Origin of the sequence: Tistrella mobilis KA081020-065 (genome assembly GCF_000264455.2) — a bacterium.
GTDB lineage: Bacteria > Pseudomonadota > Alphaproteobacteria > Tistrellales > Tistrellaceae > Tistrella > Tistrella mobilis.
Genome location: NC_017956.1, coordinates 823205 through 848878, shown reverse-complemented (window position 1 = coordinate 848878; position 25674 = coordinate 823205). Strand labels below are relative to the sequence as shown.

Sequence of the window (25674 nt, the reverse complement as noted above, 5' to 3'; positions counted from 1 at the left end):
GTGTCACCGCCGTCGTGTAAGGCTCATACGGCTGGTGGCGTCTTATGGACCACGTCTGACCGCATGATGGCCGACATCGCGACGCTTGTCGACCGGGTATTCCGGCTGTCACGTCATCGTCCGGCAGATCACCGTATCGATAACACTGTCATGGACCTTATGCGGATGCCATGTCGGCTGTCCAGCGGCAAATGTGCAAAATCGAACGTTTATGTCGGATTCGCCACAACTATGGCAACTTTCTTGTCCTACTTATTCCGGGAGACGAAACCCCGGGCCGCCCCGTCATGCAGCCGGACATGGCCGCGCCCGCCGCGCTTGACCGCGTAGAGGGCGGCGTCCGCCAGCTCCAGCACCTCGCGCGGATCGGCATGATCCGCCGGCCAGAGGGCGACGCCCGCACTGCCGCCGACGGTGACGGCGGCCCCCTCGCCCAGCGGCACCGGCAGCCCGACCAGGGCGATCAGCCGTTCGGCGGTCCGCCTGGCCTGGCCCGCCGGATCCTCGCCTTCCAGATCCAGCAGCACGACGAATTCGTCACCGCCCAGACGGATGGCGACGTCACGCTCGCGCACCGCATGCGCCAGCCGGCCGGCCACCGTGATCAGCAGCTGATCGCCCGCCGCATGGCCGTGAACGTCGTTGACATCCTTGAACCCCCGTCCAGATCCATGAAGATCACGCCCAGCGTGCCGTTATGGGCCGCGATCCGGTCGGTCAGCAGATGCAGCACCTCGTCGAAGAAGCGGCGGTTGGGCAGGCCGGTCAGCGCGTCGCGCCCGGCCGCCGACAGAGCCTGGTCCAGTTCACTGCGGCTGTGGGTCAGCCGGTCGATCAGCGCACGCAGCGACCGCGACAGCAGTTCCACCTCGGTCGCGCCGCCGACCTCGGAGATTTCCACCCCGTCGTCACCCGACCTGATCCGGTCGGCCGCCTGGGCGATACGCCGCAGCGGCCGGGCGATCCAGCCGGCGGCCCCCCAGCCGTTGCGGCCGTCCGCCGCCGGCATCGCCGAGCTGCGGGGCACCGGTTGCCCGATTGCAGCTTCCGGGCCGATGATCACCTGCCCGGCCGCGTCGGCGACCAGGATCTCCAGCGGCCGGTCGCGACGCAGCGCCCGGCCCAGATCGCGCTGAATGTCGCGGCCCCAATCCCAGCCCAGCCACGCGATCAGCGTGCCGTGACGGGCGCCATCAGGCGTCACCGCGGGCGCTGCAACGTTCAGCAGATGCGGCCCGGGGGTGCCATCGACACCCATGGCCCGGCGGTGGGTGTCGATCACCACCGGCCGGTCGGTGGCGGACAGCAGGCTCTCGTTGGACCGGCTCCAGATCTCGCGGTCGAAACGGTCGGCGACCTGCTGCGCCACCTCTGCCAGCCCGGCACCGATCTCGGCCGCCATCTGGTCGGCGGCGCGCCGGCCGATCAGGGTCTGCAGGCCGATCACCAGCACGGCGATCAGCACCAGGGCAAGCAGGGCCACGCGGCTGCGCAGGTCATTCAGACGAAGCGGCCGTGCATCGATCTCCCGGAACGGGTGGAGCGGAACCGCGTCATCATCCGTCGCGGCGGATGAAGGGCGCGAGTTTCAGCTTCGTGCGATGGGGGCCCCCGGCGGCATTGCCGTCCGGCGTGCGGCCGCGGAAATAATCCTTCTGCCAGCCGGCCCGGCGCTCCAGGCTTCCCTCGTCACCCAGGGCCTCGATGAAGGCGGACCGGCCGGCAACGAAGGCGGCGTGGGCGCGCTCGGTCTCGGGCTCGCTCGCGATCGGGCGGATCTCGGGCCGCATCGCCTCCACCAGGGCCGGCAGCACCGGCACGATCGCGGCGAAAGGCTCCCCCGCCTCGAACCGCACCGGCGTGTCCGTGCGGGTGAAGCGCCAGTTCATGGTGAAGCCGAAGGGCGACCAGCCGGTTTCCACCAGCCCCTGCAGACCGGCGATCGCATCCTTGGGCCGGTTGACCGGCCCCTGCACCATCAGCGCCACCTCGGGCGCGGTGCGGAACAGCCAGGGGACATGGAAGGTCAGGATGCCCGATCCGAAATGCCCGACCGCGGGCACCGCCGCCGCGGGGTCGTCGGGTGTCACCACCACCCCCGCCGGCGCCTCGTCCCCCGTCCAGACCGCGGTGAAGCCGGCCGGGTTCAGCAGTTCCCATCCCCAGGCATTGGCGATGGCGAGCGGCAGGCAGCGATAGGCGAAGCCCTGGGGGGTGGCATCCATCCATGCCCGCTCCACCGGCGCCGGCCGGATGGCCGGGCCGTCGGCGCCCAGGGAAAAGGCGGTCAGCCGGGTGATGTCGTCCGCATCGCTCATGGGCCCAAAGACTAGCGCCTTCAGGCGAGCAGCACCAGCAGCACACCCAGGATCACCGCCAGGCTTCCGGGGATGTCGGCGGCCTTGGGCGTCTCGCCCAGCAGCAGCCGGCCCATGATCACGGTGAAGACCAGTTCCACCTGGCCGAAGGCGCGCACCAGCGCCGCGGTCTCCAGCGTCATGGCCCAGGCCCAGCCGGCCGAGCCGGTGACGCTGAGCAGGCCCACCAGCGAGGAACTGCGCCAGGTGCGGAACACGGCAGTGAAGGTTGCGGGCTCGCGGGCCAGCAGCCAGACGCCCATCAGCACCGCCTGGATGGAGTTCATCACCGCCAGCGTCGCGATCGCCCGCGGAAAGGCGTCGCCCTGCCCCAGCTCCAGCGCACCCGCCCGGATGCAGACCGAGGCGACGGCGAACATCGCCCCGGCCCCCAGCCCGTAAAGCGCCGCCCGGTCGCCGGCGCCGCGCGCCAGAGCCTTCAGTCCTTCGCGGTTGCCGCGGGTGGCCAGCGCCACCACGCCGGCCATACACACCAGAATGCCGGCCCAGGCCGTTGCAGCCAGGGCCTCTCCCAGCACCGCCCAACCGACCAGGGCCACGATCACGGTCTCCGCCTTGGAATAGACCGTGCCCACCGCGAAGCCGCGGGCACCGAAGGACATGATCAGCAGATTGGTCCCCAGGATCTGGGCGATGCCGGCCAGCGCGCACCAGCCGGCATGGGCGAGCGTCAGATCCGGCACACCGGCGGGAGAGGCAGCAACGACCGCCAGCGCCGCCAGCGACACCGGCGCCCCATAGGCATAGCGCACGAAACCTGCGCCCTGAACGCTCAGCAGCCCGCGCAGCCGCTGCTGAAGCGCCGTGCGCGACGCCTGCAGCGCGGCCGCGGCCGCCGTGACCACCACCCAGGTTTCGACCATGCCCTTGCCCCGCCCTCATCCGGTTGTTATGGGCATTGGTATACCATTATGCCGGATATTGGTATACCATGCGAATCCTGCGAGCCAGACCCGCAATTCCCGCGCGGGTGTCACGTCACGATCTGCGCGTATTCTGTACGGCTCGGGCGCCGGATGGCGACAACAGCCCAGGCTGCCATCGCAGCCCCGCCATCCTCGGACCGTCAGACGGCCATGACCATGGCAGGCCGCATCCCCCTTCCGGGGCAGGTGCAAGGCCCCCCGCCGGTCAGCCAGCCGCCGTCGCCGGATTCCGTGCGCGCATTCACCATTTCGGCACCAGAGATCATGACCGGCATCGCTCCCCCCGCGGCCGGCGCACAGACCCCGTTCGTGCGCGAGGCCCCGTTCATGCGCGAGGTAAGGGCGACCTTCGCCCTCGCCTGGCCAATCGTGCTGACCAACCTCGCCCAGATGGCGATCACCACCACGGACGTGCTGGTGATCGGCCGGCTGGGCCCCGAGGCACTGGCAGCCGCCACCCTCGGCGCCAATCTCTATTTCGCGCTGTTCATCTACGGTATGGGCCTTGCCATGGCCACCGCCCCGATGCTCGCCCAGGCGGTGGGCGCCAGGCTGGGCATGGTCCGCGATCTCAGGCGCACCGTGCGTCAGGGGCTGTGGCTCTGCCTTGCCGTCTCGACCGCCTGGATCCTGGTGCTGGGCCAGACGGAGACCATCCTGCGGGCCATGGGCCAGGCGCCCGATCTGGCCGCCGCCGCCGCGGTCTATGTCGACACGCTGCGCTGGGGCATCCTGCCGGCGCTGTGGTTCGTGGTGCTCCGCAACTTCATCTCGGCCCTCGGCCGGCCGCGGCCTGCGATGGTGATCACCATCGCGGCGGTCGCGGTCAACGCCGTGCTCGATCTGGGCCTGGTGCTGGGGCATTTCGGCCTGCCGGCGCTGGGGCTGGAGGGAGCCGGCATCGCCAGCACGCTCGCCAACATCTTCCTGTTCGGCGCGCTGGCGCTGGTCACCCTGGCCGACCGCCGCTTCAACCGCTTCGCGCTCTATGGCCGCTGGTGGCGGACGGACTGGCCGCGGCTTCGCGAGATGCTGAAGATCGGTCTGCCGATCAGCCTGACCATGGGCTTCGAGGTAACCGTCTTCAACGCCGCCGCCTTCCTGATGGGGCTGATCGGCACCAACCAGCTCGCCGCCCACGCCATCGCGCTGCAGCTGGCCGCCGTCACCTTCATGGTGCCGATGGGGGTGGCCCAGGCGGGCACCGTGCGGGTCGGCATCGCCGCCGGCCGGGGCGATGCCGGACGGATCCGCGAAGCGGGCCGTGCCGCCATCCTGCTCGGCATCGGCTTCATGGCGCTCTCGGCCATCGTGATGCTGACCATGCCCCGCACGCTGATCGGCTTCTTCCTGGACGGCAACGATCCGGCGGTGGCCGAGACCACGGCGATCGCGGTCGGCTTCCTGGGCATCGCGGCCATCTTCCAGCTGGCCGACGGCGCCCAGGCGGTGGGGGCGGGCCTGCTCCGCGGGCTCAAGGACACCGCCGTTCCCATGATCTATGCCGGCCTCGGCTATTGGGGCGTTGGGCTGGGGGTGGGCTCTGGCCTCGCCTTCGGGCTGGACATGGGCGGCACCGGGCTCTGGATCGGCCTGGCCTCAGGCCTCGCCACCGTGGCGGTGCTGATGCTGACGCGCTGGACCCGGCGGCACCGGCTGGGGCTCGTCCCCGCCGGTGCCGCCGGGATGCGGACCCCGCCCGCGCCCGGCGCACTTCCCGAGGTCGCTTGATCCCGTCATAGTTAAGGGCGTATAAATCGCCGGTCACTCAACCACGGAGAGATCGGCGATGCCCTCCCCCGCTCCGCACTCCGGCGCCGGCAGTCGCCCGCGCCCGGCCGTGCTGGTCCTGGCGCGCGAGACCACGGCCGACGTCACTGCCATCGACGGCGCATTGCGGGCACGCGGCGCCCGCCCGATCATCCGCCGCCCGGAAGCCCTCACCATCCGCATCGACGGCCGGCGGCCGGTGATCCTCGAGGCGGATGGCAGCCCGCTCACCCCCGATGCCTGCCTGGGCTGGACATCGCTTGCCGCACGCGATGCCGGGCTCTGGCTGCTCAAGGCGCTGGAAATGGCCGGGGTGCCGGTGATGAACCGGGCGGCCGTGCTCGATCCCGGCCAGTTGAAGCCCACCCTGTCGCTCCGCCTCGCCGCCGCCGGCCTGCCCCATGCCCGCACCCTGATCGCGGGCGCCGATGCCGATCCCGACGTGCTGATCGCCGGGCTTGGCCTGCCGATGGTGGTGAAACCCTGCCTGGGCACCAAGGGCGGCGGGGTCGGCCCGCTCGGCCACCGCGCCGAGCTGATCGCCCGTCTGGCCGAGGCCGGGGCCGCGCGGCTGCCGCTCTATCTTCAGGAATTCCTGCCCAATGACGGCAGCGATCTGCGCATTCAATGCGTCGATCACCGGCCGGTCTATGCCTTCCGCCGCCACGCCGCCCCGGGGGCCTTCGTCGCCAATCTGCATGCCGGCGGCAGGGCCGAAGCGCTGACCAGCATCCCGCCCGCCCTCGCCCGCCTTGCCACGGCGGCGGCGCGTGCGGTCGATGCGCCGCTCGCCGGTGTCGACCTGATCGAGGTGCCGGGCCGCGGCCCGGTGATCCTGGAGGTCAACATGACGCCCGGCATCTACACCGCCGCGACCCTTGCCGGGCCGAACCGCCCGGTACTGGAGCCGCTGGCACGTCAGGCGGTCGACCTGCTGGCCCAGAGCCTGATCCGCCTGGCCGGCGACGGCCTCAGGCGGAGGCAGGCGGCATGAGCCTGGTTCAGCCCACCCGCCGCGCGACCGCGGCAGAGCTGCTTTCGGGCCTGGCCTGGCCGATCCGCGCCCGGGGGCCGGCGCGGGCGCGGGGCCGCAGCATCGGCCAGGCCCTCGGCCCGGCGATCCGCGCTTTTCTGGACGAGGACGTCGCCCATCTGGACCGGCTGCGGCCGGAACCGCTGGGCCGCGAGGCCGCGCGACGGCTGGCGCTCACCTTCGCAGCCCCGATCGCCGATCTGCTGCCCGAGGTGATGGCAGAGATCGAGGGCCTGGCCGAGGGCGCCGGTATCCCGCTTGCCGATGCGCTGATCCTGCAGTTGAGGCGCGAGCTTGCCGCCCCCGGCACCGGGCCGGTGGTTGCAGGGGCCGCACAGCCCGAAGACCGGTCGGGCGGGCTCGAAGGCTGCACCACGCTTGCTTTCACCGGCGCGGACGGCCGCTCGCTGATCGCCCAGACCGCCGATCTGCCGGGCGATATGGACGGGCTCGGCACCGTGCTCGACCTGGATGGCGACGGGCCGGGCGGGCGGTCGCTGGCCTGGGCGCCGCTCGGCCAGCTGGGCTTCCTCGGCCTCAACCGGGCCGGGCTCGCCATCGGCATCAACATGGTGGTCGCCCCCGGCTGGCAGGTGGCACCGCCGCCCTATCTGATCGTCCGTCATCTGCTGGGCCTGGCCGATGCCGATGCGGCCGAAGCCGCCATCGCCCGCCTGCCGCGCGCCACCTCGCGCTGCTACACCCTGGCCGACGGCACCGGCCACCGGATGATCGAGACCACCATCGACAGCTGCCGGCGGCTCGATCCCGGTCCGGGCCTGCCCCAGGCGCGGCTTACCCATTGCAATCATTACCTGCATCCCGATCTGGCGCCGCTCGACCGGGTGCCGGCCTGGTCGTCCACCCGTCTGCGGACGGCGCGGCTGGACGAGATCTTCGCCGAAAGCCCTTGGGCGGAGGGTGCTGCCGGAGCCGGAGATGCACGGGCCGTGCTCGCCGACCATGCCAATGCGCCGTTGTCGATCTGCGCCCATGGCCGCAACAGCCCGCGGCTGGGCCGCACGGTTGCGAGTGTGATCCTGGACCCGGCCGCCCGGCGGATGGATGTCGCCCTCGGCACCGCCTGCGATACCCCCTTCACCACCTGGCGGCTGGAGGACGCGTCATGGAACGGGTGATCCGGCTCCGCCTGGCGGTGCTCTTCCTCGAAAAATTCGCCGAGGCCGCCATCTTCCCCTTCATGGCGCTGCTGTTCGCCGAACGCCTCGGCACCGGCACGGCCGGGCTGCTGATCTTCGCGGCCTTCGCGGGCGCGACGGTGGCGGGCATCTGGGCCGGACATCTGGCCGATACCCGCGGCCGGCGCCGGGTGCTGGTACCGGCCGAAGCCGGCCGGGCGCTGGCTGCCGCCGCACTCGCACTCGCGGTGCTGCCCGAAACCCGCGCCGCCGACCCGGTGCTCGCCGCCTGGATCGCCGCCCTGCCTTTCCTCGCCCTCGCCATCGCCGCCGGCATCTCCACCCCCACCGCCGAGGCGACGGTGATCGACCTCGCAACGCCCGAACGGCGGCGGCAGATCTATGGCGCGGTCTACTGGGTGACCAATGTCGCGCGCGCCAGCGGGACGCTGGCCGGGGCGGCCGCCTATGGCTTGTGGTTCGGCTGGCTGCTCGCCGGCATCGCCGGGCTCGCGGCGGCCGTGACGCTCGCGCTGGCGCTCGCCCTGGTCGAAACCCGGCCGGTGGAGCGGCCGGCCCCCTTCCGACCGGCCGAGATGCTGGCCGGTTATGCCGAGGTGCTGCGCGACCGGCTGTTCCTGCGCTATGCCGCAGGCGTGGCGCTCTCGCTGGCGGTGGCGGCCCAGCTCGCCCATTACGTGGCGGTGCGGCTGGGCAGTCTGCCCGGAACGATCAAGCTGATCGACTGGTCGGGCCTGCATCTGGCGCTCGACGGCCCGGGCCTGTTCGGCCTGCTCCGGATCGAAAACGGGCTGATGGTGGTGGCCCTGGCGCCGCTGGTTCAGATCCTGGCGCGGAACATGTCGGATACCGGCCGCCTCACCATCGGTTTCGCGCTCTTCGCCGCCGGGTTCTGGGTGCTGGGCTGGTCGACCGATGCCTGGCTGCTGATCGGCTTCACCGCCCTGTTCACGGTGGGCGAATTGCTCTATGCCCCGCCCAAGCTGGCGCTGATGGCCGCACTCGCGCCCGAAGCCGGCCGCAGCCGGGCGGCGGCGGTGATGAATCTGGGCTTCCGCCTGGCGCTGATGACCGGGGCCGCTGGTGTCGCCGCGGTCGGCCATGTCCCGCCCCAGGTGATGGCGGCGCTGTTTCTGGCCGGCGGCCTGCTGGCCGGCTGGCTGCTGGTCGATGTCGCCCGCAGGGTAGAGGGCGCCGCGGTCCCCGGCCGGGCGGCGCGCAGATGACGCCCGCCCCCACCTCCGAACGGCCGGCATCGGAACGGCCGGCCATGGCCTTCTGCCGCGCCGACGGCAGCGGCGGCAACCCGGCCCTGGTGCAGCTGGGCGGCACCGAAGCCCGGGCACGCGCGCTGGCCCAGCGACACGGCGCCGAAGTCACCTGGCTTCAGCCCGATCCGGACACCGGCTGGCGGGCGCGGTTTTTCCTGCCGGCGTCTGAGATCACGCTCTGCCTGCACGGGCTGCTGGCAGGTGCGGTCCGGCTCTGGCAGCACGGGCAGGCGCGTGACCGGGCGCTGGTCATCGCCACCGCCGCCGGGCCGCAGACGGTCAGCCCGGTGCCGGCCGATCATCGCCCGCCGGGGGCGGCGATCCGGCTTGCCGGCAATCACCACCGGCCGATCGCGGACGGCGCAGCGCTCCGCGCCGATATCGCCGCCGCAACCGGGCTCTGCGCGGGGCTCGACGCCTTCCCGCCGGCGCTTGCCGGCGCCGCCCGGCCCAAGCTCGTCCTCAGGCTGGAAGATCCGGCACTGGTGGGCCGGGCGGTGCCCGATCCCGCCACGGTCGCCCGGCTGGCCGGACGGACCGGCGCCACCGGCCTCTACCTCTATGCCCTCGCCGGTCAGGCGGAGAACGGCTGCCTCTGCATCCGCGCCCGCCATTTCCCCGCAGGGCTCGGCATCGCCGAGGATCCGGCGACCGGCGGCGCGGCCGCCGCCCCCCTGCTCGATCTGGAACATCAGGGAACGGGCCGGATTGAGGCGGCCGTCATCGATCAGGGGCCAGGCATTCTGACCGGGACCACATCGATCGGCGTGCAGCGGCTCGATCCGGCAGGGACGGACTGGCTCGTATCAGGGCGCGTCACCATCTAAAGTCTTTCTAAACACTTTCTTAAATTGCAGACAGTTACGATCGTGACACGAGGGTGCCGCCGGCATCCTGCCCCCGTACGTGAAAGGAGGGGAGATGTCACGATCCTCGTCAATCCGGGCCCGGCTCACCTGGTCGAGCCTTGTGTCCGTCGTGCTGATTGCCGCCGCGGGCGGCGCCGGCATTCTGGGGCTGATCCGCTCCGACGACGGGCTCTCGGCCGTGACCCGGGTGACCGCGGCGGTGCGCCAGCAGATGCAGGGCGACATGATGCATGATGCCCTGCGCGCCGATGTGCTGATGGCCCTGCGCCTGGCCCCCGATGCCCCGGCGGCGGATCGGGCCGCGGTGTCGGCCGATCTGGTGGAGCATGCCCAGGAGTTTCGCGCCGCGATGGCCAGCCTGCGCGATCTGAACGTCTCGCCCGGGATCGCGGCCCAGCTTCCGGCGGTCACCGCCGCGGTGGATGCCTATGTGCGGGCCGCAGAGGCCATCGTGACGGCGGCGGCCCGGGATCGCGCCCGGGCCGAGGCCGGCTTCCCCGCCTTCATCGACGCTTTCGACGCGCTCGAGACCCGCATGGGCACGCTCGGCGACGAGATTGAGGCGGTGAGCGGCACCGTCGCCGCCGAGGCCCAGGCCGACAATGCCCGGCTGATGACCATTCTGCTGGTCACCGCCGGCTTCGCCACCCTGCTGGTGCTGTCGGTCAGCCTGATCATCGGCCGCGATGCCGGCCGGTCGATCGACCGCATGGCGCAGCGCATGACGGCGCTGGCGGCGGGCGATACCGCCGCCGAGGTGCCCGGCACCGGCCGGCGCGACGAGATCGGCCGCATGGCCCAGGCGGTGGAGGTCTTCCGCAACACCGCACTCAGCAACGACCGGCTCACCGCCGAACGCGCCGAAGAGACCGCGCGTCGCGAACGCCGCACGGCCGAGATCGAGGCCGCCTGCCGGCGCTTCGACCACGAAGTGTCCGAGGCGCTGCGCCAGGTGATCGCGGCGGTCGCCGGCATGGAAGGAACGGCGCGCGAGATGCGCGGTCTGGCCGATGCCGCCACCGGCGATGCGGGCGAGGTCGGCCGCGTGTCCGAGGTATCGGCGGCAAATGTGAAGGCGGTCGCCGAAGCGGCCGAGGCGCTGGCGGCCTCGATCGCCGATATCGGGCGCGAGACCGCGCGCAGCGGCGGGCTTGCTGCCGATGCCGCCCGTCAGGCCCGCGAGGCCAATGCCCAGATCACCACACTCGCCGACGCCGCCAGCCGGATCGGCCAGGTGGTGGGCCTGATTTCAGAGATTGCCGAACAGACCAATCTTCTGGCGCTCAACGCCACGATCGAGGCGGCGCGTGCAGGCGACGCCGGCAAGGGCTTCGCGGTCGTCGCCTCGGAAGTGAAGCAGCTTGCCGACCAGACCGCCCGCGCCACCGCCGAAATCGCCGAGCGGATCGGCGGCATCCAGAGCGAGACCGGCCGGGTGGTGACGGTGATCGGCCGGATCGGCACCACCATCGGCGAGATCGACGGCATCACCGCCACCGTCGCGGCCGCGGTGGAGCGTCAGGGCGCCGCCACCCGCGAAATCGCCGGCCGGGTGGATCAGGCGGCCGCCGGCAGCCGCGATGTCTCGGCCGGTCTCGGTCGTGTCACCGGCGCCGTGCGCCGCACCGGCGATCAGGCCGCCGAATTGCAGCAGGTGACCGACGATCTCGGCGCCCGCGCCCGGGGGTTGAAGGGCCAGATCGACGGCTTCCTCGGCACCGTCCGGAGCGCGTGAGTCAGCCCAAAAACAGATGAAAGGCGCGGTCCCGTTTCCGGAACCGCGCCTTTCATTTTCGTTCTGATGCCCGAGGCCGGGATCAGCCGGCGTACCGGCTCACCCGGCACAACGTCTCAGCCGGCATACTGACCCTGCCGGCGCGGACGGCCTTCACCGCCACGGCCCTGCTGGCCCTGGGGCCGGTCGCCGCGCGGCGGGCGCGCGCGCTGGGGCCGGTCGCGCTGGGGGCGATCGCCATGCGGCCGATCCCCACGGAAGCCGTCGCCCCGGAAGCCGTCGCCCTGCGACCGCTCACCGAAGGAGCGCTCACCCTGGGCCCGATCGCTATGGGCCCGATCGCTGTGGGGCCGATCGCTGTGGGGCCGATCGCCATGAGCGCGCTGGCCCTGGCGCTGCGGACGCTGCGGCCGGGGCGCACCCTCGCCGCGCTCGCTGCGCTCGCCCGGGCGGCCATGGCCGCGGCCGGCAGGCCGGCCGACGCCGCCGCCGGGGCGCGCCTTGGAGGCAGGGCGGCCATTGCGCATCGGCTGACGCTGGGGCAGGCGCTCGGGTGCCGAGGCGATCGATTCGGCCGTGCGACGCTCGTCGATCGGCAGGGTCTGACGGGTCAGACGCTCGATGTCACGCAGCAGGCCCAGCTCGTCATCGGCGCAGAGCGTGATGGCGATACCTTCGGCGCCGGCACGCGCGGTGCGGCCGATGCGGTGGACATAGCTCTCGGGCACGTCGGGCAGTTCGTAGTTGAACACATGGCTGACGCCCGAGACGTCGATGCCGCGCGCCGCGATGTCGGTGGCGACCAGGATCCGCACCCGGCCGTCACGGAAACCGCCGAGGGCCCGCTCGCGCTGGCTCTGGCTCTTATTGCCATGGATGGCGGCCGCCGGCAGGCCGGCGACTTCAAGGTCATGTGCAACACGGTCGGCACCGCGCTTGGTGCGGGTGAAGACCAGGGCGCGGTGAACGCCTTCGGACTCCAGCAGCTCGATCAGCACACCGCGCTTGCGGGCGGGCTCGATGCGCACCACGCGCTGCTCGACCCGCTCGGCCGTGGTGGCGACCGGGGTCACCGACACTTCGATCGGATCACGCAGCATCTCACCGGCCAGCGCACCGATCTCCTTCGGCATGGTCGCCGAGAAGAACAGGCTCTGCCGACGGGTCGGCAGCTTGGCCAGGATCCGGCGGATCGGGATGATGAAGCCGAGGTCGAGCATGTGGTCGGCCTCGTCCAGCACCACCACCTCGGTGCGGTCCAGCTTCAGCACGCCGCTGTCCAGATGGTCGACCAGACGGCCCGGCGTCGCCACCAGGATGTCGAGGCCGCGGGCAATGGCGCGGATCTGCGGGCCGGCGCTGACGCCGCCCACCACCACGGCCACATGCACGCGCATATGGCGGGCATAGGTCTTGATGTTGTCGGCGATCTGGGCGGCCAGTTCGCGGGTCGGAGCCAGGATCAGGCAGCGCGTGCGGCCCGGCATGTTGGCGCGGTTCCGGTCGGCGGCGATCCGGTTCAGGATCGGCAGCGCGAAGGCGGCGGTCTTGCCGGTGCCGGTCTGGGCGATGCCCAACAGGTCACGACCCGCCACCAGATGCGGGATGGCCTGTTCCTGGATGGGGGTCGGCGTCACGTAGCCCGCCTGGTCCAGGGCGCGAAGCAGCGTCTCGGACAGGCCAAGCTCGGAGAAATTGGTCAAGGGTCGGTCTTTCGAACGGGTGGCGCCGCCGCGACCGGCGGGCAAAAAGCCACGCCGGCTGCGGACATACCGGCAGCCGGATAAGTAAGGGACGTGCCCCGCGTGCCTGGGCCAGTCATGGGCGTCCGCCGCAGATCGGCGCCAGGACGGCGAACCCGGTGTCCCACGGGGAGACCGTTTGCGGTTCGTCACGCGGCCGGGGCGCCCGGCGGGTGGCAGGTCGCGGAGCAGTAAAGCCCGAACATGCCCGTTTGAGGTTTTATGGGTGGCGGGCGGGACCGCCACCGATCGGATTGCCTGAGTAACACCCGCGGGTACCTGCCGCAAGTGCGAAATGCCCGGGCCTGCCCTGCGTGGAGATGCCGGATGCGCGAAGGCCCCGGTCGAGCAGCGCTCGGCCGGGGCCTTCGGAACTGGCGGAGGAGAAGGGATTCGAACCCTCGATAGGGCTTTAGACCCTATAACGGTTTAGCAAACCGCCGCCTTCAGCCACTCGGCCACCCCTCCACGGCAGGTCGTGCGTCTAGATAACCGTGCGTCATCGGCTTGTCAACGACAAGCGGGACGATCACTGCGCATCGCCTGCGGGCGCCTTGCCCAGCGCCTGGTCCAGGTCGGCGATCAGATCCGCCGCCGCCTCGATCCCGACCGAAATCCTGAGCAGATCGTCGGGTACGGGACTGTCCTTGCCCTCCACGCTCGCCCGGTGTTCGACCAGGCTTTCGACCCCGCCGAGCGAGGTTGCACGGGCGAAGAGGCGCAGCCGCGCCGCAACATCGATCGCGCGGTCGCGGCCCCCCGCCACCCGGATCGACAGCATGCCGCCGAAGCCGCCGGTCATCTGGCGTTGGGCGATCTCGTGGCCGGGGAAATCGGGCAGGCCCGGATAGAGCACGGCATCGAGCCGCGGGTCGCGCGCGAAATGCTGCGCGATGGCCAGCGCATTGGCCGAGGCGCGCTCCACCCGCAGCGCCAGGGTGCGCATGCCGCGCAGCAGCAGCCAGGCCTCGAACGGCCCCGGAATATTGCCCGACATCGACCGGAGCTGCCGCACCCGGGCCCAGAGCGGATCGCCGGCCAGCCCCGGTGCCACCGTCAGCGTGCCGGCAAGCACGTCGGAATGGCCGTTCAGATACTTGGTCGCCGAATGCATCACGATATCGGCGCCGTGTTCGATCGGCCGGGTCAGGATCGGGGTGGCGGCGGTCGAATCCACCGCCAGCACGGCCCCGGCACGATGGGCGAGCCGGGCTGCCGCCGCGATGTCGGTAATTCCCCAGAGCGGGTTGGCCGGGCTTTCCACCCAGACCAGATCCGCCCCTTCATCCAGCGCCGCCGCCAGCGCCTGCTGATCGGTCATGTCGACGAAGGCGACGCCCAGCCCCGCGGGGCGGCCCACCTCGATCAGCCATTTGCGCAGGCCCCAATACATGATCTCGGGCGCCACCACCCGCGCGCCCTGGGGCAGGGCCTGGAACAGGGTCACGGCGGCCGCCACGCCCGAGGCGAAGACCAGGCTTTCCGCCCCGCCTTCCAGCTCGGTCAGCACCGCTTCAGGCGCGTCGTAATTGGGGTTGTCGGCCCGGGTGTAGACACGCCCCCTTGGATAGGACAGATCCGCCGCCCGTTCATAGGTCGTGGCGGGGTGGATCGGCGGCACGACGGCACCGGTCGCGGGATCGACCCGCCCGGTGGCCCGGGCGGCAACGGTCGCGGGCGCGAGCGGGCGCGCAGCGTCGGTCTTGTCGGTCACGGCCACTCCTTTCACAATGCGCGTCCGGTCTGGGCAGAGACCTGACGACACATCATATGTCGCCCCGATCCCGCGCCGGACAAGACCTGCGTCCCGCCACAAGGCACCTTCTCAGGAGCGCCAGCCCCATGACCGCCACCGGATTCCCCGCCCCATCCGGCATCGCCGTCGACAGCCGCTTCGACGGCGGCAATGGCGATCTGATCGCCATTGGCACGGCCGGCGGCCGGACGGTGGTCGACCTCGCCATCCGCACCGATGCCGGTTGCAGCTTCCGCCAGTGGTTCGACGTCAGGCTGTCGGGCATCACCGGCCGGCCGGTGACAGTGCGGCTGCTGAATGCCGGCAGCTGCACCTATCCCAAGGGCTTCGACGGCTATCGCCCGGTCGTCTCCACCGATCGCAGCCGCTGGACCCGGGTGCCGGGCCGCTACGACGGCCGGGTGCTGAGCCTGGATCTGGACATTGATGCCGATCAGATCGAAGCCGATCAGGTCGAACTGGCCTATTTCGCGCCCTACGACCTGTCGGCCCATGCCGATCTGGTGGCGCGGGCCGGCAGCCGGCCCGGGGTGCGGCGGATCCGCCTGGGCAGCACCGTCGATGGCCGGCCGCTCGATGCGCTGGCGATGGGCGCCTTCGACGGCAGCCGGCCGGTCTGCTGGATCATCGGCCGCCAGCATCCGGGGGAGACCATGGCCAGCTGGTGGATGGAGGGCGCGCTCGACCGGCTGACCGATGCCGCCGACCCGGTGGCCGCGGGCTTGCGTGCCGCGGCAGATCTGGTGGTGGTGCCGAACATGAACCCCGATGGCAGCTTCCGCGGCCATCTGCGGGCCAATGCCGCCGGCGCCAATCTGAACCGGGAATGGGCGGCCCCCACCCTGGCCCGCAGCCCCGAGGTGGCGGTGGTGCGCGCGGCCATGCTCCAGACCGGCGTCGCCTTCTGCCTGGACGTCCATGGCGACGAGGCGCTGCCGCATAATTTCATCGCCGGCTTCGAGGGCATCCCCGATCTGCGCCCGGGGCAGCTGGACCTGCTGACGTGCTATCGCGGCCGGCTGGACGAGGTCTCGCCCGATTTCCAGACCCGGATCGGCTATCCGGCCGCCCGGCCGCAGACCGGCGATCTGTCGATGTGCACCAACTGGGTGGCCAACACCTTCGGCGCGCTGGCGATGACGCTGGAACAGCCGTTCAAGGATTGCGTCGAGGCACCGGATGCGGAAGAAGGCTGGTCGCCCGCGGGCTGCCGGCGGCTGGCCCGCGCCTGCCTCGACGTCCTGGCCGAGATGGCCCCCACCCTCAAGACGGGACACGCCCGCTGATGCTCCCCACGCTGAACGGCATCAAGACCTGCGACACCTGCCGCAAGGCGGCGAAGGCGCTGGAAGCCGCAGACCGCGCCCACCGGATCCGCGACCTGCGCGACGACGCGCTCAAGGCCGAAGAGGCCGGCGCCTGGCTGGACCAGATCGGCGCCGACCGGCTGGTCAACCGCCGCTCCACCACCTGGCGCAATCTGGGTGACGCCGATCGGGCCGTGGTCGAGGCGGCGATCGCGGGCACCGGCGACCGCGCTGCCCTGGCCGCCCTGCTCGCCCGCGAACCCACCCTGGTCAAGCGCCCGGTCTTCACCGACGAGGACGGCCGTGTCATCGCCCTGGGCTTCGACACCGCCGCCAAAGCCGCCCTCGGCATCTGACGCAGCCCCCTGCCAACGCACCGCGCCGGCCACCAGACGGTGGCCGGTGCAAGCCGCCATTGCGGCGGCGGCCAAGGGCGTGGAACGCCCGCTTGGGCCGAGGGACTAAAAGACTCCCCTCCCCTCCCTCAATCAAACACCTGATCCGCCATGCTCCACGAGAAGTCGGTCTTCATGGCATTGCCGAACAGCGCCGGATCGTCGAAGGCCACCGGCTGGTCGTAACTGGCGGGGTAGCTCGGCGTCTGGCTCTGGGATCCGGCCGGATAGACCGCCGCCATGCCATGGCAGGTCATGCAGTTCGAGGTGATGCCCGAGGGAATGCCCGGATTGGTCTCAAGATAGGGGTTGTAGCAGACCAGCATCTGGCCGTTGACCTGCTGAGAATAGGCCGTGCACATGGCATAGGCGTTCCAGGGTGCCGCAAGTTCCGCGGGCTGACCGGTCATGGAGCCGGGGCCTTCCGAGGTCTGGAATTCGGACATGCCCTGCCAGTAGAAGGTCTGCCAGGTCCAGGGATCCTGCTCTTTGGTGCTGACATGCATGGCGACCAGCACCGCCATGTCGCCGGCGGCGACGTTGGCATTGGCGAAGCCCTGCGCCTGGGCCGCCGTCATCGCGAAGGCATAGAACATGCCGATCGGCGCCGTGTAATAACTGCTGCAGCTGAGCTGCGGATCCTGGAAGAAGCTGCCCGGGGTCGGCGCCGCCGAAAGCTTCGTCATGCCCGTGGTCGCCGTGTTCGACGGGTCGACGATCACGCAGTCGTTCCAGTTCTGGACGTAATAGCCCAGGGCCGGGTCGTTGTCGGTGTTGACCGCGCCGGTGCCCTGCCAGTAGGGCACGGCGGTGGGCGTCGTGGCCTTCACATAGCCGAAGACCGGTTTGGTCTCCATCCCGGTTTCGGGGAAGTCGCGCACGGCCCGGGCCCCGGTCGAGGTATTGGCCGGGAAGGCGGCGGCATAGGCCTGAAGGCTGCTGCCGTTGTTCACCTTGAAGGTACCGTAAGGGGTGACCTGCGGCGTGGAGACGAAGATGGCCGTGGCGTCGTTGAAGCGCTCGGTCTCGACGATCACCGATCCCTGCGACGCGGTCGCCGCCAGCGCGTTACGGCCATGCGGGGTGTGAGAGAACTGGCGCGGAATCCTGAGCGGCCTGAGCTGCGGCAGGGCGACGCCGCGCTCCAGCTGGCCCTGAACGGCGCCAAGCGCATCGGTCTCCGCTGCGGCCTTGGTACCGGTTTTGCTCGTCTGGCCGAAAATCTGGGCCTCCGACACCCAGGTGTCCCAGACCGGCAGGTTGTTCTGGCCGGTGGGCTGGGTCATCGCCTGCCAGATCTCCCAGCCATGTCCGGTGATGGCCGTCTGGTCGTTTGCATCGCCCCACTGCCCGATCACGTAACCCGGGGTGGGGAAGTTGAAACCGCCCGGCATCGGCTGCGGGATCACCAGGCCGTCGGCCGCTGCCGCAGGGAGGGATGCGGCTGCCAGGCCGCAGAACGCAAGGGCCATGCACAGCGCACGGCTCGGATGGACACCAGCTTTCATGACTCGCCCCGTCTACAGGTGTTTTTATGGTTTGATAGTCACCTGATGATAAGGTCGAACGGCCCATTATGCGAGGGATAAAATACTTATGGTTGATAATCATCTGGTGATGATGTCGAAAGAGCCATCAGATCGCTGCGCAACCGCCCGGCCTCGCCCCCGGCCAGCAGCGCCTCGGTGGCGGCATGGGCACGCTCCCAGATCGGGACGGCCCGCGCCAGCACGGCCATACCTTCGGGCGTCAGCCGCAACAGCCGGCCACGACGGTCCTCGGGGTCGATCTCGCTTTCGATCAGGCCGCGGCGTTCCAGCGGCTTCAGATTGGCGGTGAGCGTGCTGTGATCCATCGCCAGCAGGCTGGCCACATCCCCCTTGCGCGGCGGCACCGGCCGGTTCAGCGACATCATCAGCGAAAACTGGCCATTCGTCAGCCCGACCGGACGGAGCGCATCGTCGAAGCGCCGGGCCAGTGCCCGCGCCGCCCGCTGCACATGCAGGCAAAGGCAGGCGTCGCGGACCAGAAGTGTGGTTTCGAAGGGAACGATCGCAGGTTTTGACATGGTCCATCAAGGTTGATATCAAGGTAAAAAGACCACACCCAGAGTGCAGCCCTGGCATCGCAGCAGGCGCCCCCGCCCGCATTTCCTGACGAGGATACCACGCATGCACACCGATCCGGCACCGGAACACGCCTGGCTCCGCCATCTCATCGGCCGGTGGCGCTATACCGCCGACTGTCTCATGGGCCCCGACCAGCCCCGTCGGACCTTCACGGGCATCGAGACCGCCCGCATGCTGGGCGATTTCTGGCTGATCGCCGAGGGAGAAGGCGAGATGCCCGACGGCGACACCGGTCGGAGCCTGCTGACCATCGGTTTCGATCCCGCCCGCGGCGGCTATACCGGCACCTGGGTCGGATCGATGATGACCCGGCTCTGGGTCTATGAAGGCCGCATGGACGAAAGCGGTCGTGAACTGACGCTCGCTGCCGAGGGGCCGGATTTCTCCGGCACCGGCATGGCTCTCTATCACGACATCCACCGGATCGAAAGCGAGGACCGGCGGCTCGTCGTCTCGAAGGTCCGCATGCCCGATGGCAGCTGGCAGGAATTCATGACGGCGGTCTACACCCGGATCTCGGCCTGACCCGTCGATCCCGACCTGTCCGGCCGCCGCCGAAACCCGTATCATCCCCGCCTCTGATCATCCGAAGACATGCGGGGGAGATATGGTGACGCCGGATCTGCTGACCTACGAGGCCTGTGCAGGCGCCCTTGACTGGGCGGGAGCCGTCGAGGCGTTGCAGCGCGGCCATCTGCGCCCCCGGGCCGAGATTGCGGATATTTTCCTCGGCCCCCGCACCGCCACCCTGCTCAACCGTGCGGCCTTCATTCCCGGTCTCGGTTATGGCGTGAAGGCGGTGACGGTGATGGACGGCAATGCCGCGCGCGGCCTGCCCACGGTCCAGGGCGCGATGATGGTCTATGATGCGGAGACCGGCAGCCTGCGCGCGGTGATCGACAGCCGCCTGGTCACCGAGTTCAAGACCGCGGCGGATTCGGTGCTGGGCGCGCGCCTGCTCGCCCGGCCCGACAGCCGGCATCTGGTGATTGTGGGTGCGGGCGTGGTCGCCACCAGCCTGATCCGGGCCTATGGCGCGATCTTCCCCGATCTGAAGCGGATCTCGGTCTGGGCGCGGCGGCCGGAACAGGCCCGGGCGCTGGTCGATGCCGCCCGCGGCACCGCCGAAGCCGCGGGCATTACCGCCCGGCTGGAGGCCGCCCCCGATCTGGAGGCGGCGCTGGCCGAGGCCGACATCATCTCCAGCGCCACCATGGCGCGCAGCCCGGTCATCCATGGCGCCCGGGTCCGCCCCGGCACCCATGTCGACCTGATCGGCGCCTTCAAGGCCGATATGCGCGAGGCCGACGATACCCTGATCGGCGGCAGCCGGCTGTTCGTGGATTCGCGTGCCACCACGCTGCACCATATCGGCGAGCTGACGATGCCGATTGCAGCCGGCGTGATCACCGAGGCGGATGTCCTGGGCGATCTCTACGACCTGGTGCCGGCGACTGCACCGGCGCGGCGCTCGGCCGACGAGATCACCGTCTACAAGAATGGCGGCGGCGCCCATCTCGACCTGATGATCGCGGATTACATCGCCGCCAGCGCCGCCGGCTGAGGCTTAGGCAGACTTGGCCTTCCGGCTTGAAAACCTCGGTTGCGGCGGCGGCGCATGGCGGGTTTCATGGCCGGCGACAGTCAGGCAATCCGGAGGTGCGGCATGGCCGCGGGACGCAGCATGACACTGCGGGAATGGGGGCTGCTGGTGCTGCTCTCCATTCCCTGGGGCGGCTCGTTCTTTTTCATCGGCGTCGCGGTCAAGGAGCTGCCGCCCTTCACCATCGTGGCGGCACGGGTGCTGCTGGCGGCACTCGCCCTGCACGTCGTGCTGCGCCTGCGCGGGCTGGCCATGCCCCGCTCGCCCCAGGTCTGGGCGGCGTTCTTCGGCATGGGGCTGCTCAACAGCCTGATCCCGTTCAGCCTGATCGTCTGGGGCCAGACCCAGATCGCGAGCGGGCTTGCCGCCATCCTGAACGCCACCACACCGCTGTTCGGGGTGCTGGTGGCGCATCTGGCGACCAGCGACGAGAAGGCGAGCCCCAACCGCATCGCCGGGGTGCTGGCCGGGTTTGCCGGCGTCGCGGCGATGATCGGTCCGGCGGCGCTGAACGGCCTGGGCGGCAATGTCGCAGGCCAGCTCGCTATTCTGGGCGCCGCCTTCTCCTATGCCCTGGCCGGCGTCTTCGGCCGCCGCTTCGCCCGACTGGGGGTGGCGCCCATGGCGACCGCCACCGGCCAGATGACCACGGCGGCGATGATGCTGGTGCCGCTCGCCCTGATCGTCGATCAGCCCTGGACGCTGCCCGCCCCGGGTTGGGGGACGGTCGCCGCGATCCTGGCCATCGCCTTTATCTCCACCGCCTTCGCCTATGTGCTGTTCTTCCGCCTGCTGGCGACGGCGGGGGCCACCAATCTGATGCTGGTCACCTTCCTGGTGCCGGTCAGCGCCATCCTGCTGGGAACCGCCTTTCTGGGTGAGCGGCTGGAGCCGAAACATCTGGTCGGCATGGCGATGATCGCGGTCGGCCTCGCCCTGATCGACGGGCGGCTGCCGGGCCTGCTGCGCGGCGCCCTCCGCCGCAGGCCCGGCAGGGCGCCGGTCAGGCGACCCTGACCACCTGCTTGCCGAAATTGTCGCCGGCCATCATCCGCAGGAAGGCTTCGGGCATGCGCTCGAAACCGTCCAGCACGTCGTGGCGGAAGCGGAACCGGCCGTCGCGGTGCCAGGCGGCGATGCGGGCCATGGCCTCGTCGCGCAGATGCCACCAGTCGAAGACCACCAGCCCCTGGATCATCGACCGGGTGACGATCAGCCGGGCACTGGCGCGCAGGCCGATATCGTCTTCCGGTGCCTGATCGACCACCGCGATCCGGCCGCAGATCACCACCCGGGCATGGGTTGCCAGATTGGCCAGCGCCGCATCGTGGATCGGGCCGCCGGTGTTGTCGAAGAAGACGTTGACGCCGCCGGGGCAGGCCCCGGCGATCGCCGCCTTCATGTCGCCGGCGGTGCGGTAATTGATGCCGGCATCGAAGCCCAGCTCCCGGCACCAGGCGAGCTTGTCGTCGGAGCCGGCGATCGCCACCGCCCGCGCACCCTGCAGCTTCGCGATCTGGCCGACCATCTGCCCCACGGCGCCCGATGCGGCCGAGACCAGCACCGTATCGCCCGGCTTCGGCCGCGCGATCTCGATCATGCCGACATAGGCGGTCAGGCCCGGCATGCCCAGCCAGGACAGCGCCGCCTCGGGCGGGGCGATGTCGGGGTTCACCCGGTTGGCGCGGGCGGCACCCGGCAGGTCGGGGCTCAACACCGCATATTCCTGCCAGCCGAAGGTCATGCTTTCGACCAGATCGCCCGGCGTCCAGGCGGGATGGTTGGAGAGGATCACCTCGCCCACGCCGCCGCCCTGCATCAGCTCTCCCGGCGCCACGCCTTTGGTGTAATTGCCGGCCGCCGCGATCCGCCCCCGCATATAGGGGTCGACCGACAGCCAGAGCGTGCGGACCAGGATCTGCCCGGGGCCCGGCTCGGGCATCGGGCTGTCGATCATCCGCCAGGTGTCGGCAGTGGCCTTGCCGTCGGGATGGGCGGCAAGCACCCACTGCCTGTTCTTTGATGCAGTCCCGGTCATCTGTCCTCCCTTGAGGGCTCAGCCGGTGGCCAGGGGGGCCTTCACCGGACGTGGCCGTTGCACCCATTGTGCCGCGAGCACGCTGCCCAACACCAGAGCGATGCCCAGGGCCTGGACCATCGACAGATGCTCGCCTGCGATCGACAGCCCCAGGATCACCGCGGTCACCGGGCTGAGCAGCGCCAGCGGCGCCACCGAACCCGGCCCCAGCCGGCCAAGGCCGCGGAACCAGAGCATGTAGCTGACCGCGGCACCGAACACCCCCAGATGCACGAAACCGATCAGGTGATGCAGGGTCGGCACCGGCAGCGCTGGCTCGAAGATCAGCGCCACCGGCAGCAGCAGCAGCCCGCCCGCGGTCAGCTGCCAGGCGGTGACCGTCAGGGCCGAGACCGGCGGCTGCCAGTGGCGGCTGAACACGGTGCCCGCCGCCATCGCCGCCGCCCCGCCGAGGCCGGCGGCGATGCCGATCGGATCCAGCGCCGCATCGGGCGAGAGCACCATCAGCGCCACGCCCAGAATGCCGGCCAGCGCCGCCGCCACCGCGGCCGCCTTCACCGGCGTGCCGATCACCAGGCGGGCCAGCAGCAGCACGATCAGCGGCTGGATGGCGCCCACCGTCGCCGCCACCCCGCCCGGCAGGCGATAGGCCGAAACGAAAAGCAGTGCCCAGAAGATCGAGAAATTGAGCGCGCCCAGCACGAAGGACCGCCACCACCAGCCGCCCGTCGGCAGGCGCCGGACCAGCAGCAGCAGGATCAGCCCGGCCGGCAGGGCGCGCAGCATGGCCACCGTCAGCGGATAGCCCTGGGGCAGCAGCCCCGTCGTCACCAGATAGGTGCTGCCCCAGATCGCCGGGGCGATCGCGGTCAGCAGCACATCGCCGTTGCGGCTGGTCTCGGGGTGCATGGAACCTCCCTGGCACTGTCCTTTCAGGCTATGCCGATATCTCTCGACGTCAAGATAATTATCTCGATGTCGAGAGACCTTCTTGACCGCAAGACGGCCGGGCTCCATGATCCCGGCCATGGATCACGTGGACCGCATTCTCGATCAATGGCACCGCGAACGGCCCGATCTCGATCTCGGGCCGATGGGGCTGATCGGCCGTCTCACCCGCCTGGTGACCCATCTGATGCGGGAGATGGAGAAGACCTTCGCCGCCCACGGCCTCGCCTATCCCAGCTTCGACGTGCTGGCGACCCTGCGCCGCTCAGGCCCCCCTTACGCGCTCAGCCCCGGCGACCTGATGGCGACCACCATGGTCGCCTCGGGCACCATGACCAACCGCATCGATCAGCTGGAAAAATCCGGGCTGGTGCAGCGCCGGCCCAATCCGCAGGATGGGCGCAGCGTGCTCATCGCCCTCACCGATCAGGGCCGACGGGTCATCGATGCCGCGGTCGCCGATCATGTCGCGACCCAGAAGCGGCTGGTCGGCCATCTGTCGGCGGCGGAACAGACAGCACTCGATACCCTGCTGCGTGACTTTCTGGCCGGGCTCGATCCGGCCCCCTGAGGTGGCTTGCCGACTTCTCATATTCGGAATATTCTCCCGAATATGGAAAAATCCCCCACCATCCCCGACATCGATGATCGTCTGGCCCGCCGGCTCAAAGGGCTGCGGCTGGCGGCCGGCTGGTCGCTGGATGATCTGGCGGCCCGCGCCGGGGTCAGCCGGGCCAGCCTGTCGCGGATCGAGAATGCCGAGGTCAGCGCCACCGCCGCGGTTCTGGGCCGGCTCGCCGCCGCCCATGGGCTCCCCATGTCGCGGCTGATCGCGCTCGCCGAGGAGGATTTCGCCGCCCGGCTGCGGCCGGCCGACCAGCCGGTCTGGACCGACCCCGCCACCGGCTTCCGCCGCCGCCAGCTCTCACCGCCCGCGGCGACGCTCGGCGGCGAGGTGCTGGACTGCGAACTGCCGCCGGCGACGCGGATCGATTACCACCAGCCGCCGCGCCCGGGGCTGGAGCATCACCTCGTGCTGATGACGGGCCGGCTCCGGGTCACGGTCGAGGGCACGCCCCATGACCTTGAACCCGGCGACTGCCTGCGCTACCGCCTGCACGGCGCCAGCCGCTTCGAGACGACACCGGCCGAGGGCGCCCGCTATCACCTCTTCATCCTCTGAGGCCCTTGAGATGACCGTCGCGATCACTGCGCTTTCCGCCGAAGAGACCCGGGACCGGCTCGACGAACTGGCCGATCTGCTCCGCGCCTGCGTCGAGGACGGGGCCAGCGTCAACTTCCTGCTGCCCTTCACGGCCGAGGCGGCGCGGCGCTTCTGGGAGGCGAAGGTGTTGCCGCCGCTCATGGCCGGCGGGCTGATCCTGCTGGTCGCAGAGGTGGGCGGCCGGATCGCCGGCACGGTCCAGCTCGACCACGACACCCCGCCCAACCAGCCGCATCGGGCCGAGGTGCGCAAGCTGCTGGTCCATCCGGATTTTCGCCGGCAGGGCATCGCCCGGGCGCTGATGCTCGATCTTGAAGCCCGCGCCGGTGCGATGGGCCGGCATCTGCTCACCCTCGACACGCTCACCGGTGACAAGGCCGAGCCGCTCTATGCGGCACTCGGCTATGTCACCGTCGGCACCATCCCCGACTACTGCATCCGCACCGACGGCAGCGGAATGGGCGCCACGACCTTCATGTACAAGCAGCTGGACGCATCGGCCCCTCAGGCCTGAACAATGGGTACGAATCCGCCGAAGATCATCCGCTTGCCGTCGAAGGGCATCGGCATCACGTCGGGCTGAAGGCGCGGATCGGCCATGACCTTCGCCATGGCCGCATCGCGCACCTCTTTCGACGGCCACAGGATCCACGAGAACACCACCGTCTCGTCCGGCCGCCGCTGCACGGCCATGGGGAACGAGGTCACCTCGCCCTCGGGCACGTCGTCGCCCCAGCATTCGGTCACGCCCAGCGCGCCGTTCTCGCGGAACACCACCGCTGCCGCTTCGGCATGGGCACGAAACGCCTCGCGGGCAGTGGTCGGCACCGCCGCGACGAACCCGTCGACATAGCCGATCGTCATCACACACCCCCCATGGCCGCTGCGGCCGCTTCTGCGAGCTCTTCGGGCGATTTCGGCGCGCCCGGCGTCGCCAGCGACCATTGATGACCGAAGGGATCGGCGATCACACCATAGCGATCCCCCCAGAACTGGTCGGCGACCGGCATCACCACCACCGCCCCGGCGACGATCGCGCGATCGACCGCCGCATCGACGTCGTCGACCACCAGATGCAGGGTGACGGCGGTGCCGCCCAGCGCCTTGGGCCCGGAAAGGCCGCAGCCGCGGTTTTCGTCGACCAGCATCACCGACGACCCGTTGACCCGGATGCAGGCATGCAGGATCGATCCGTCCGGGGCCGGCAGCCGCATCAGCTCTTCGGCCCCGAAGGCGGCCTTGTAGAAGTCGATCGCCGCAGCCGCACCGGCGCAGACCAGATGGGGGGTCAGCGAATGGAGCCCGAAGGCCGCGGCACGTTCGGCCGCCGATGGTTGCGCGGTCGTGGTCATGGGCAGGTCCCTCCTGAATATTGTTGATATCAACCTA

General features: G+C 70.4%; 26 protein-coding genes and 1 tRNA gene. 14 read left to right on the top strand and 13 right to left on the bottom strand.

What is annotated here, in order from left to right:
* Nucleotides 1–248: 248 nt before the first annotated feature.
* From TMO_RS32535 to TMO_RS03825, 4 genes are all read right to left on the bottom strand, one after another.
* The gene (locus TMO_RS32535; RefSeq protein ID WP_014744277.1) at nt 249–599 is read right to left on the bottom strand and encodes a GGDEF domain-containing protein; all 351 of its coding nucleotides are present in this window, start codon (nt 597–599) and stop codon (nt 249–251) included.
* A gap of 5 nt (nt 600–604) precedes the next feature.
* The gene (locus TMO_RS32530; protein WP_014744276.1) at nt 605–1483 is read right to left on the bottom strand and encodes an adenylate/guanylate cyclase domain-containing protein; all 879 of its coding nucleotides are present in this window, start codon (nt 1481–1483) and stop codon (nt 605–607) included.
* A gap of 73 nt (nt 1484–1556) precedes the next feature.
* Nucleotides 1557–2318, bottom strand: coding sequence for a DUF6065 family protein (locus TMO_RS03830; RefSeq protein ID WP_014744275.1), 762 nt, complete (start codon nt 2316–2318; stop codon nt 1557–1559).
* Between the two features lie 20 nt (nt 2319–2338).
* Nucleotides 2339–3241 (bottom strand): EamA family transporter, encoded by a 903-nt coding sequence (locus tag TMO_RS03825; protein ID WP_014744274.1) that lies wholly within the window; start codon nt 3239–3241, stop codon nt 2339–2341.
* 294 nt (nt 3242–3535) lie between these two features.
* Between TMO_RS03825 and TMO_RS03820 the strand changes: the two genes are divergently transcribed.
* From TMO_RS03820 to TMO_RS31515, 6 genes are all read left to right on the top strand, one after another.
* Nucleotides 3536–5035, top strand: a complete 1500-nt coding sequence (locus TMO_RS03820) for an MATE family efflux transporter (RefSeq protein ID WP_014744273.1) — start codon at nt 3536–3538, stop codon at nt 5033–5035.
* Between the two features lie 58 nt (nt 5036–5093).
* Entirely contained in the window at nt 5094–6068 is a 975-nt protein-coding gene (locus TMO_RS03815) for an ATP-grasp domain-containing protein (protein ID WP_041604817.1), read from the top strand.
* Nucleotides 6065–7246 carry a C45 family autoproteolytic acyltransferase/hydolase gene (locus tag TMO_RS29015; RefSeq protein WP_014744271.1) on the top strand — a complete coding sequence of 394 codons (1182 nt, stop codon included), beginning with the start codon at nt 6065–6067 and terminating at the stop codon, nt 7244–7246. The genes TMO_RS03815 and TMO_RS29015 overlap by 4 nt, the downstream gene beginning before the upstream one ends.
* Nucleotides 7234–8493 carry an MFS transporter gene (locus TMO_RS03805; RefSeq protein WP_014744270.1) on the top strand — a complete coding sequence of 420 codons (1260 nt, stop codon included), beginning with the start codon at nt 7234–7236 and terminating at the stop codon, nt 8491–8493. The genes TMO_RS29015 and TMO_RS03805 overlap by 13 nt, the downstream gene beginning before the upstream one ends.
* Complete coding sequence (locus TMO_RS03800) at nt 8490–9365, top strand: PhzF family phenazine biosynthesis protein (protein ID WP_081598760.1); 876 nt, start codon at nt 8490–8492, stop codon at nt 9363–9365. Before TMO_RS03805 ends, TMO_RS03800 begins: the two co-directional genes overlap by 4 nt.
* A 94-nt stretch (nt 9366–9459) precedes the next feature.
* Nucleotides 9460–11142 (top strand): methyl-accepting chemotaxis protein, encoded by a 1683-nt coding sequence (locus TMO_RS31515; protein ID WP_014744268.1) that lies wholly within the window; start codon nt 9460–9462, stop codon nt 11140–11142.
* Nucleotides 11143–11258: 116 nt separating this feature from the next.
* Here TMO_RS31515 and TMO_RS03790 read toward each other — a convergent pair whose 3' ends face one another.
* From TMO_RS03790 to TMO_RS03780, 3 genes are all read right to left on the bottom strand, one after another.
* Nucleotides 11259–12845 (bottom strand): DEAD/DEAH box helicase, encoded by a 1587-nt coding sequence (locus TMO_RS03790; RefSeq protein WP_014744267.1) that lies wholly within the window; start codon nt 12843–12845, stop codon nt 11259–11261.
* A 414-nt stretch (nt 12846–13259) separates the two neighbouring features.
* Nucleotides 13260–13352 (bottom strand) — tRNA-Ser (locus TMO_RS03785).
* A 61-nt stretch (nt 13353–13413) separates the two neighbouring features.
* Entirely contained in the window at nt 13414–14598 is a 1185-nt protein-coding gene (locus TMO_RS03780; protein ID WP_014744266.1) for a trans-sulfuration enzyme family protein, read from the bottom strand.
* A gap of 128 nt (nt 14599–14726) precedes the next feature.
* Here TMO_RS03780 and TMO_RS03775 point away from each other — a divergent pair, with 128 nt between their 5' ends.
* Together TMO_RS03775 and TMO_RS03770 are read left to right on the top strand one after the other, a co-directional pair.
* A complete protein-coding gene (locus tag TMO_RS03775; protein ID WP_014744265.1) occupies nt 14727–15926 on the top strand; it encodes a M14-type cytosolic carboxypeptidase in 1200 nt (399 codons plus the stop codon).
* Nucleotides 15926–16303 carry an ArsC/Spx/MgsR family protein gene (locus TMO_RS03770; protein WP_014744264.1) on the top strand — a complete coding sequence of 126 codons (378 nt, stop codon included), beginning with the start codon at nt 15926–15928 and terminating at the stop codon, nt 16301–16303. The genes TMO_RS03775 and TMO_RS03770 overlap by 1 nt, the downstream gene beginning before the upstream one ends.
* Before the next feature lie 128 nt (nt 16304–16431).
* Here TMO_RS03770 and TMO_RS03765 read toward each other — a convergent pair whose 3' ends face one another.
* Nucleotides 16432–17814: a hypothetical protein gene (locus tag TMO_RS03765; RefSeq protein ID WP_014744263.1), complete on the bottom strand. Its 1383-nt coding sequence runs from the start codon at nt 17812–17814 to the stop codon at nt 16432–16434.
* 122 nt (nt 17815–17936) lie between these two features.
* Nucleotides 17937–18410, bottom strand: coding sequence for a MarR family winged helix-turn-helix transcriptional regulator (locus TMO_RS03760; RefSeq protein ID WP_014744262.1), 474 nt, complete (start codon nt 18408–18410; stop codon nt 17937–17939).
* A gap of 103 nt (nt 18411–18513) precedes the next feature.
* Here TMO_RS03760 and TMO_RS03755 point away from each other — a divergent pair, with 103 nt between their 5' ends.
* The 3 genes from TMO_RS03755 (at nt 18514) to TMO_RS03745 (ending at nt 21091) form a co-directional block, all read left to right on the top strand.
* Nucleotides 18514–18996: a DUF1579 domain-containing protein gene (locus tag TMO_RS03755; RefSeq protein WP_014744261.1), complete on the top strand. Its 483-nt coding sequence runs from the start codon at nt 18514–18516 to the stop codon at nt 18994–18996.
* An 85-nt stretch (nt 18997–19081) separates the two neighbouring features.
* Complete coding sequence (locus TMO_RS03750) at nt 19082–20035, top strand: ornithine cyclodeaminase family protein (RefSeq protein WP_014744260.1); 954 nt, start codon at nt 19082–19084, stop codon at nt 20033–20035.
* A 102-nt stretch (nt 20036–20137) separates the two neighbouring features.
* Nucleotides 20138–21091 (top strand): DMT family transporter, encoded by a 954-nt coding sequence (locus tag TMO_RS03745; protein ID WP_014744259.1) that lies wholly within the window; start codon nt 20138–20140, stop codon nt 21089–21091.
* On the opposite strand, the gene TMO_RS03740 is transcribed toward TMO_RS03745, so the two are convergent.
* Nucleotides 21078–22112 (bottom strand): NADP-dependent oxidoreductase, encoded by a 1035-nt coding sequence (locus tag TMO_RS03740; protein ID WP_014744258.1) that lies wholly within the window; start codon nt 22110–22112, stop codon nt 21078–21080. The two genes, TMO_RS03745 and TMO_RS03740, sit on opposite strands and share 14 nt — an antisense overlap.
* An 18-nt stretch (nt 22113–22130) precedes the next feature.
* Nucleotides 22131–23021 (bottom strand): EamA family transporter, encoded by an 891-nt coding sequence (locus TMO_RS03735; RefSeq protein WP_014744257.1) that lies wholly within the window; start codon nt 23019–23021, stop codon nt 22131–22133.
* A 118-nt stretch (nt 23022–23139) separates the two neighbouring features.
* Between TMO_RS03735 and TMO_RS03730 the strand changes: the two genes are divergently transcribed.
* Genes TMO_RS03730 through TMO_RS03720 form a run of 3 tightly spaced genes read left to right on the top strand, consistent with a single transcriptional unit; the run spans nt 23140 to nt 24799 of the window.
* Nucleotides 23140–23631 (top strand): MarR family winged helix-turn-helix transcriptional regulator, encoded by a 492-nt coding sequence (locus TMO_RS03730; RefSeq protein WP_041605429.1) that lies wholly within the window; start codon nt 23140–23142, stop codon nt 23629–23631.
* Nucleotides 23632–23673: 42 nt separating this feature from the next.
* Nucleotides 23674–24243 (top strand): helix-turn-helix domain-containing protein, encoded by a 570-nt coding sequence (locus TMO_RS03725; RefSeq protein ID WP_014744255.1) that lies wholly within the window; start codon nt 23674–23676, stop codon nt 24241–24243.
* Between the two features lie 10 nt (nt 24244–24253).
* Nucleotides 24254–24799, top strand: coding sequence for a GNAT family N-acetyltransferase (locus TMO_RS03720; protein ID WP_014744254.1), 546 nt, complete (start codon nt 24254–24256; stop codon nt 24797–24799).
* On the opposite strand, the gene TMO_RS03715 is transcribed toward TMO_RS03720, so the two are convergent.
* Together TMO_RS03715 and TMO_RS03710 are read right to left on the bottom strand one after the other, a co-directional pair.
* Nucleotides 24790–25143, bottom strand: coding sequence for a DUF1428 domain-containing protein (locus TMO_RS03715; RefSeq protein WP_041605428.1), 354 nt, complete (start codon nt 25141–25143; stop codon nt 24790–24792). The genes TMO_RS03720 and TMO_RS03715 overlap by 10 nt on opposite strands.
* 5 nt (nt 25144–25148) lie before the next feature.
* Nucleotides 25149–25637: a VOC family protein gene (locus tag TMO_RS03710; protein ID WP_014744252.1), complete on the bottom strand. Its 489-nt coding sequence runs from the start codon at nt 25635–25637 to the stop codon at nt 25149–25151.
* Between the last annotated feature and the right edge of the window lie 37 nt (nt 25638–25674).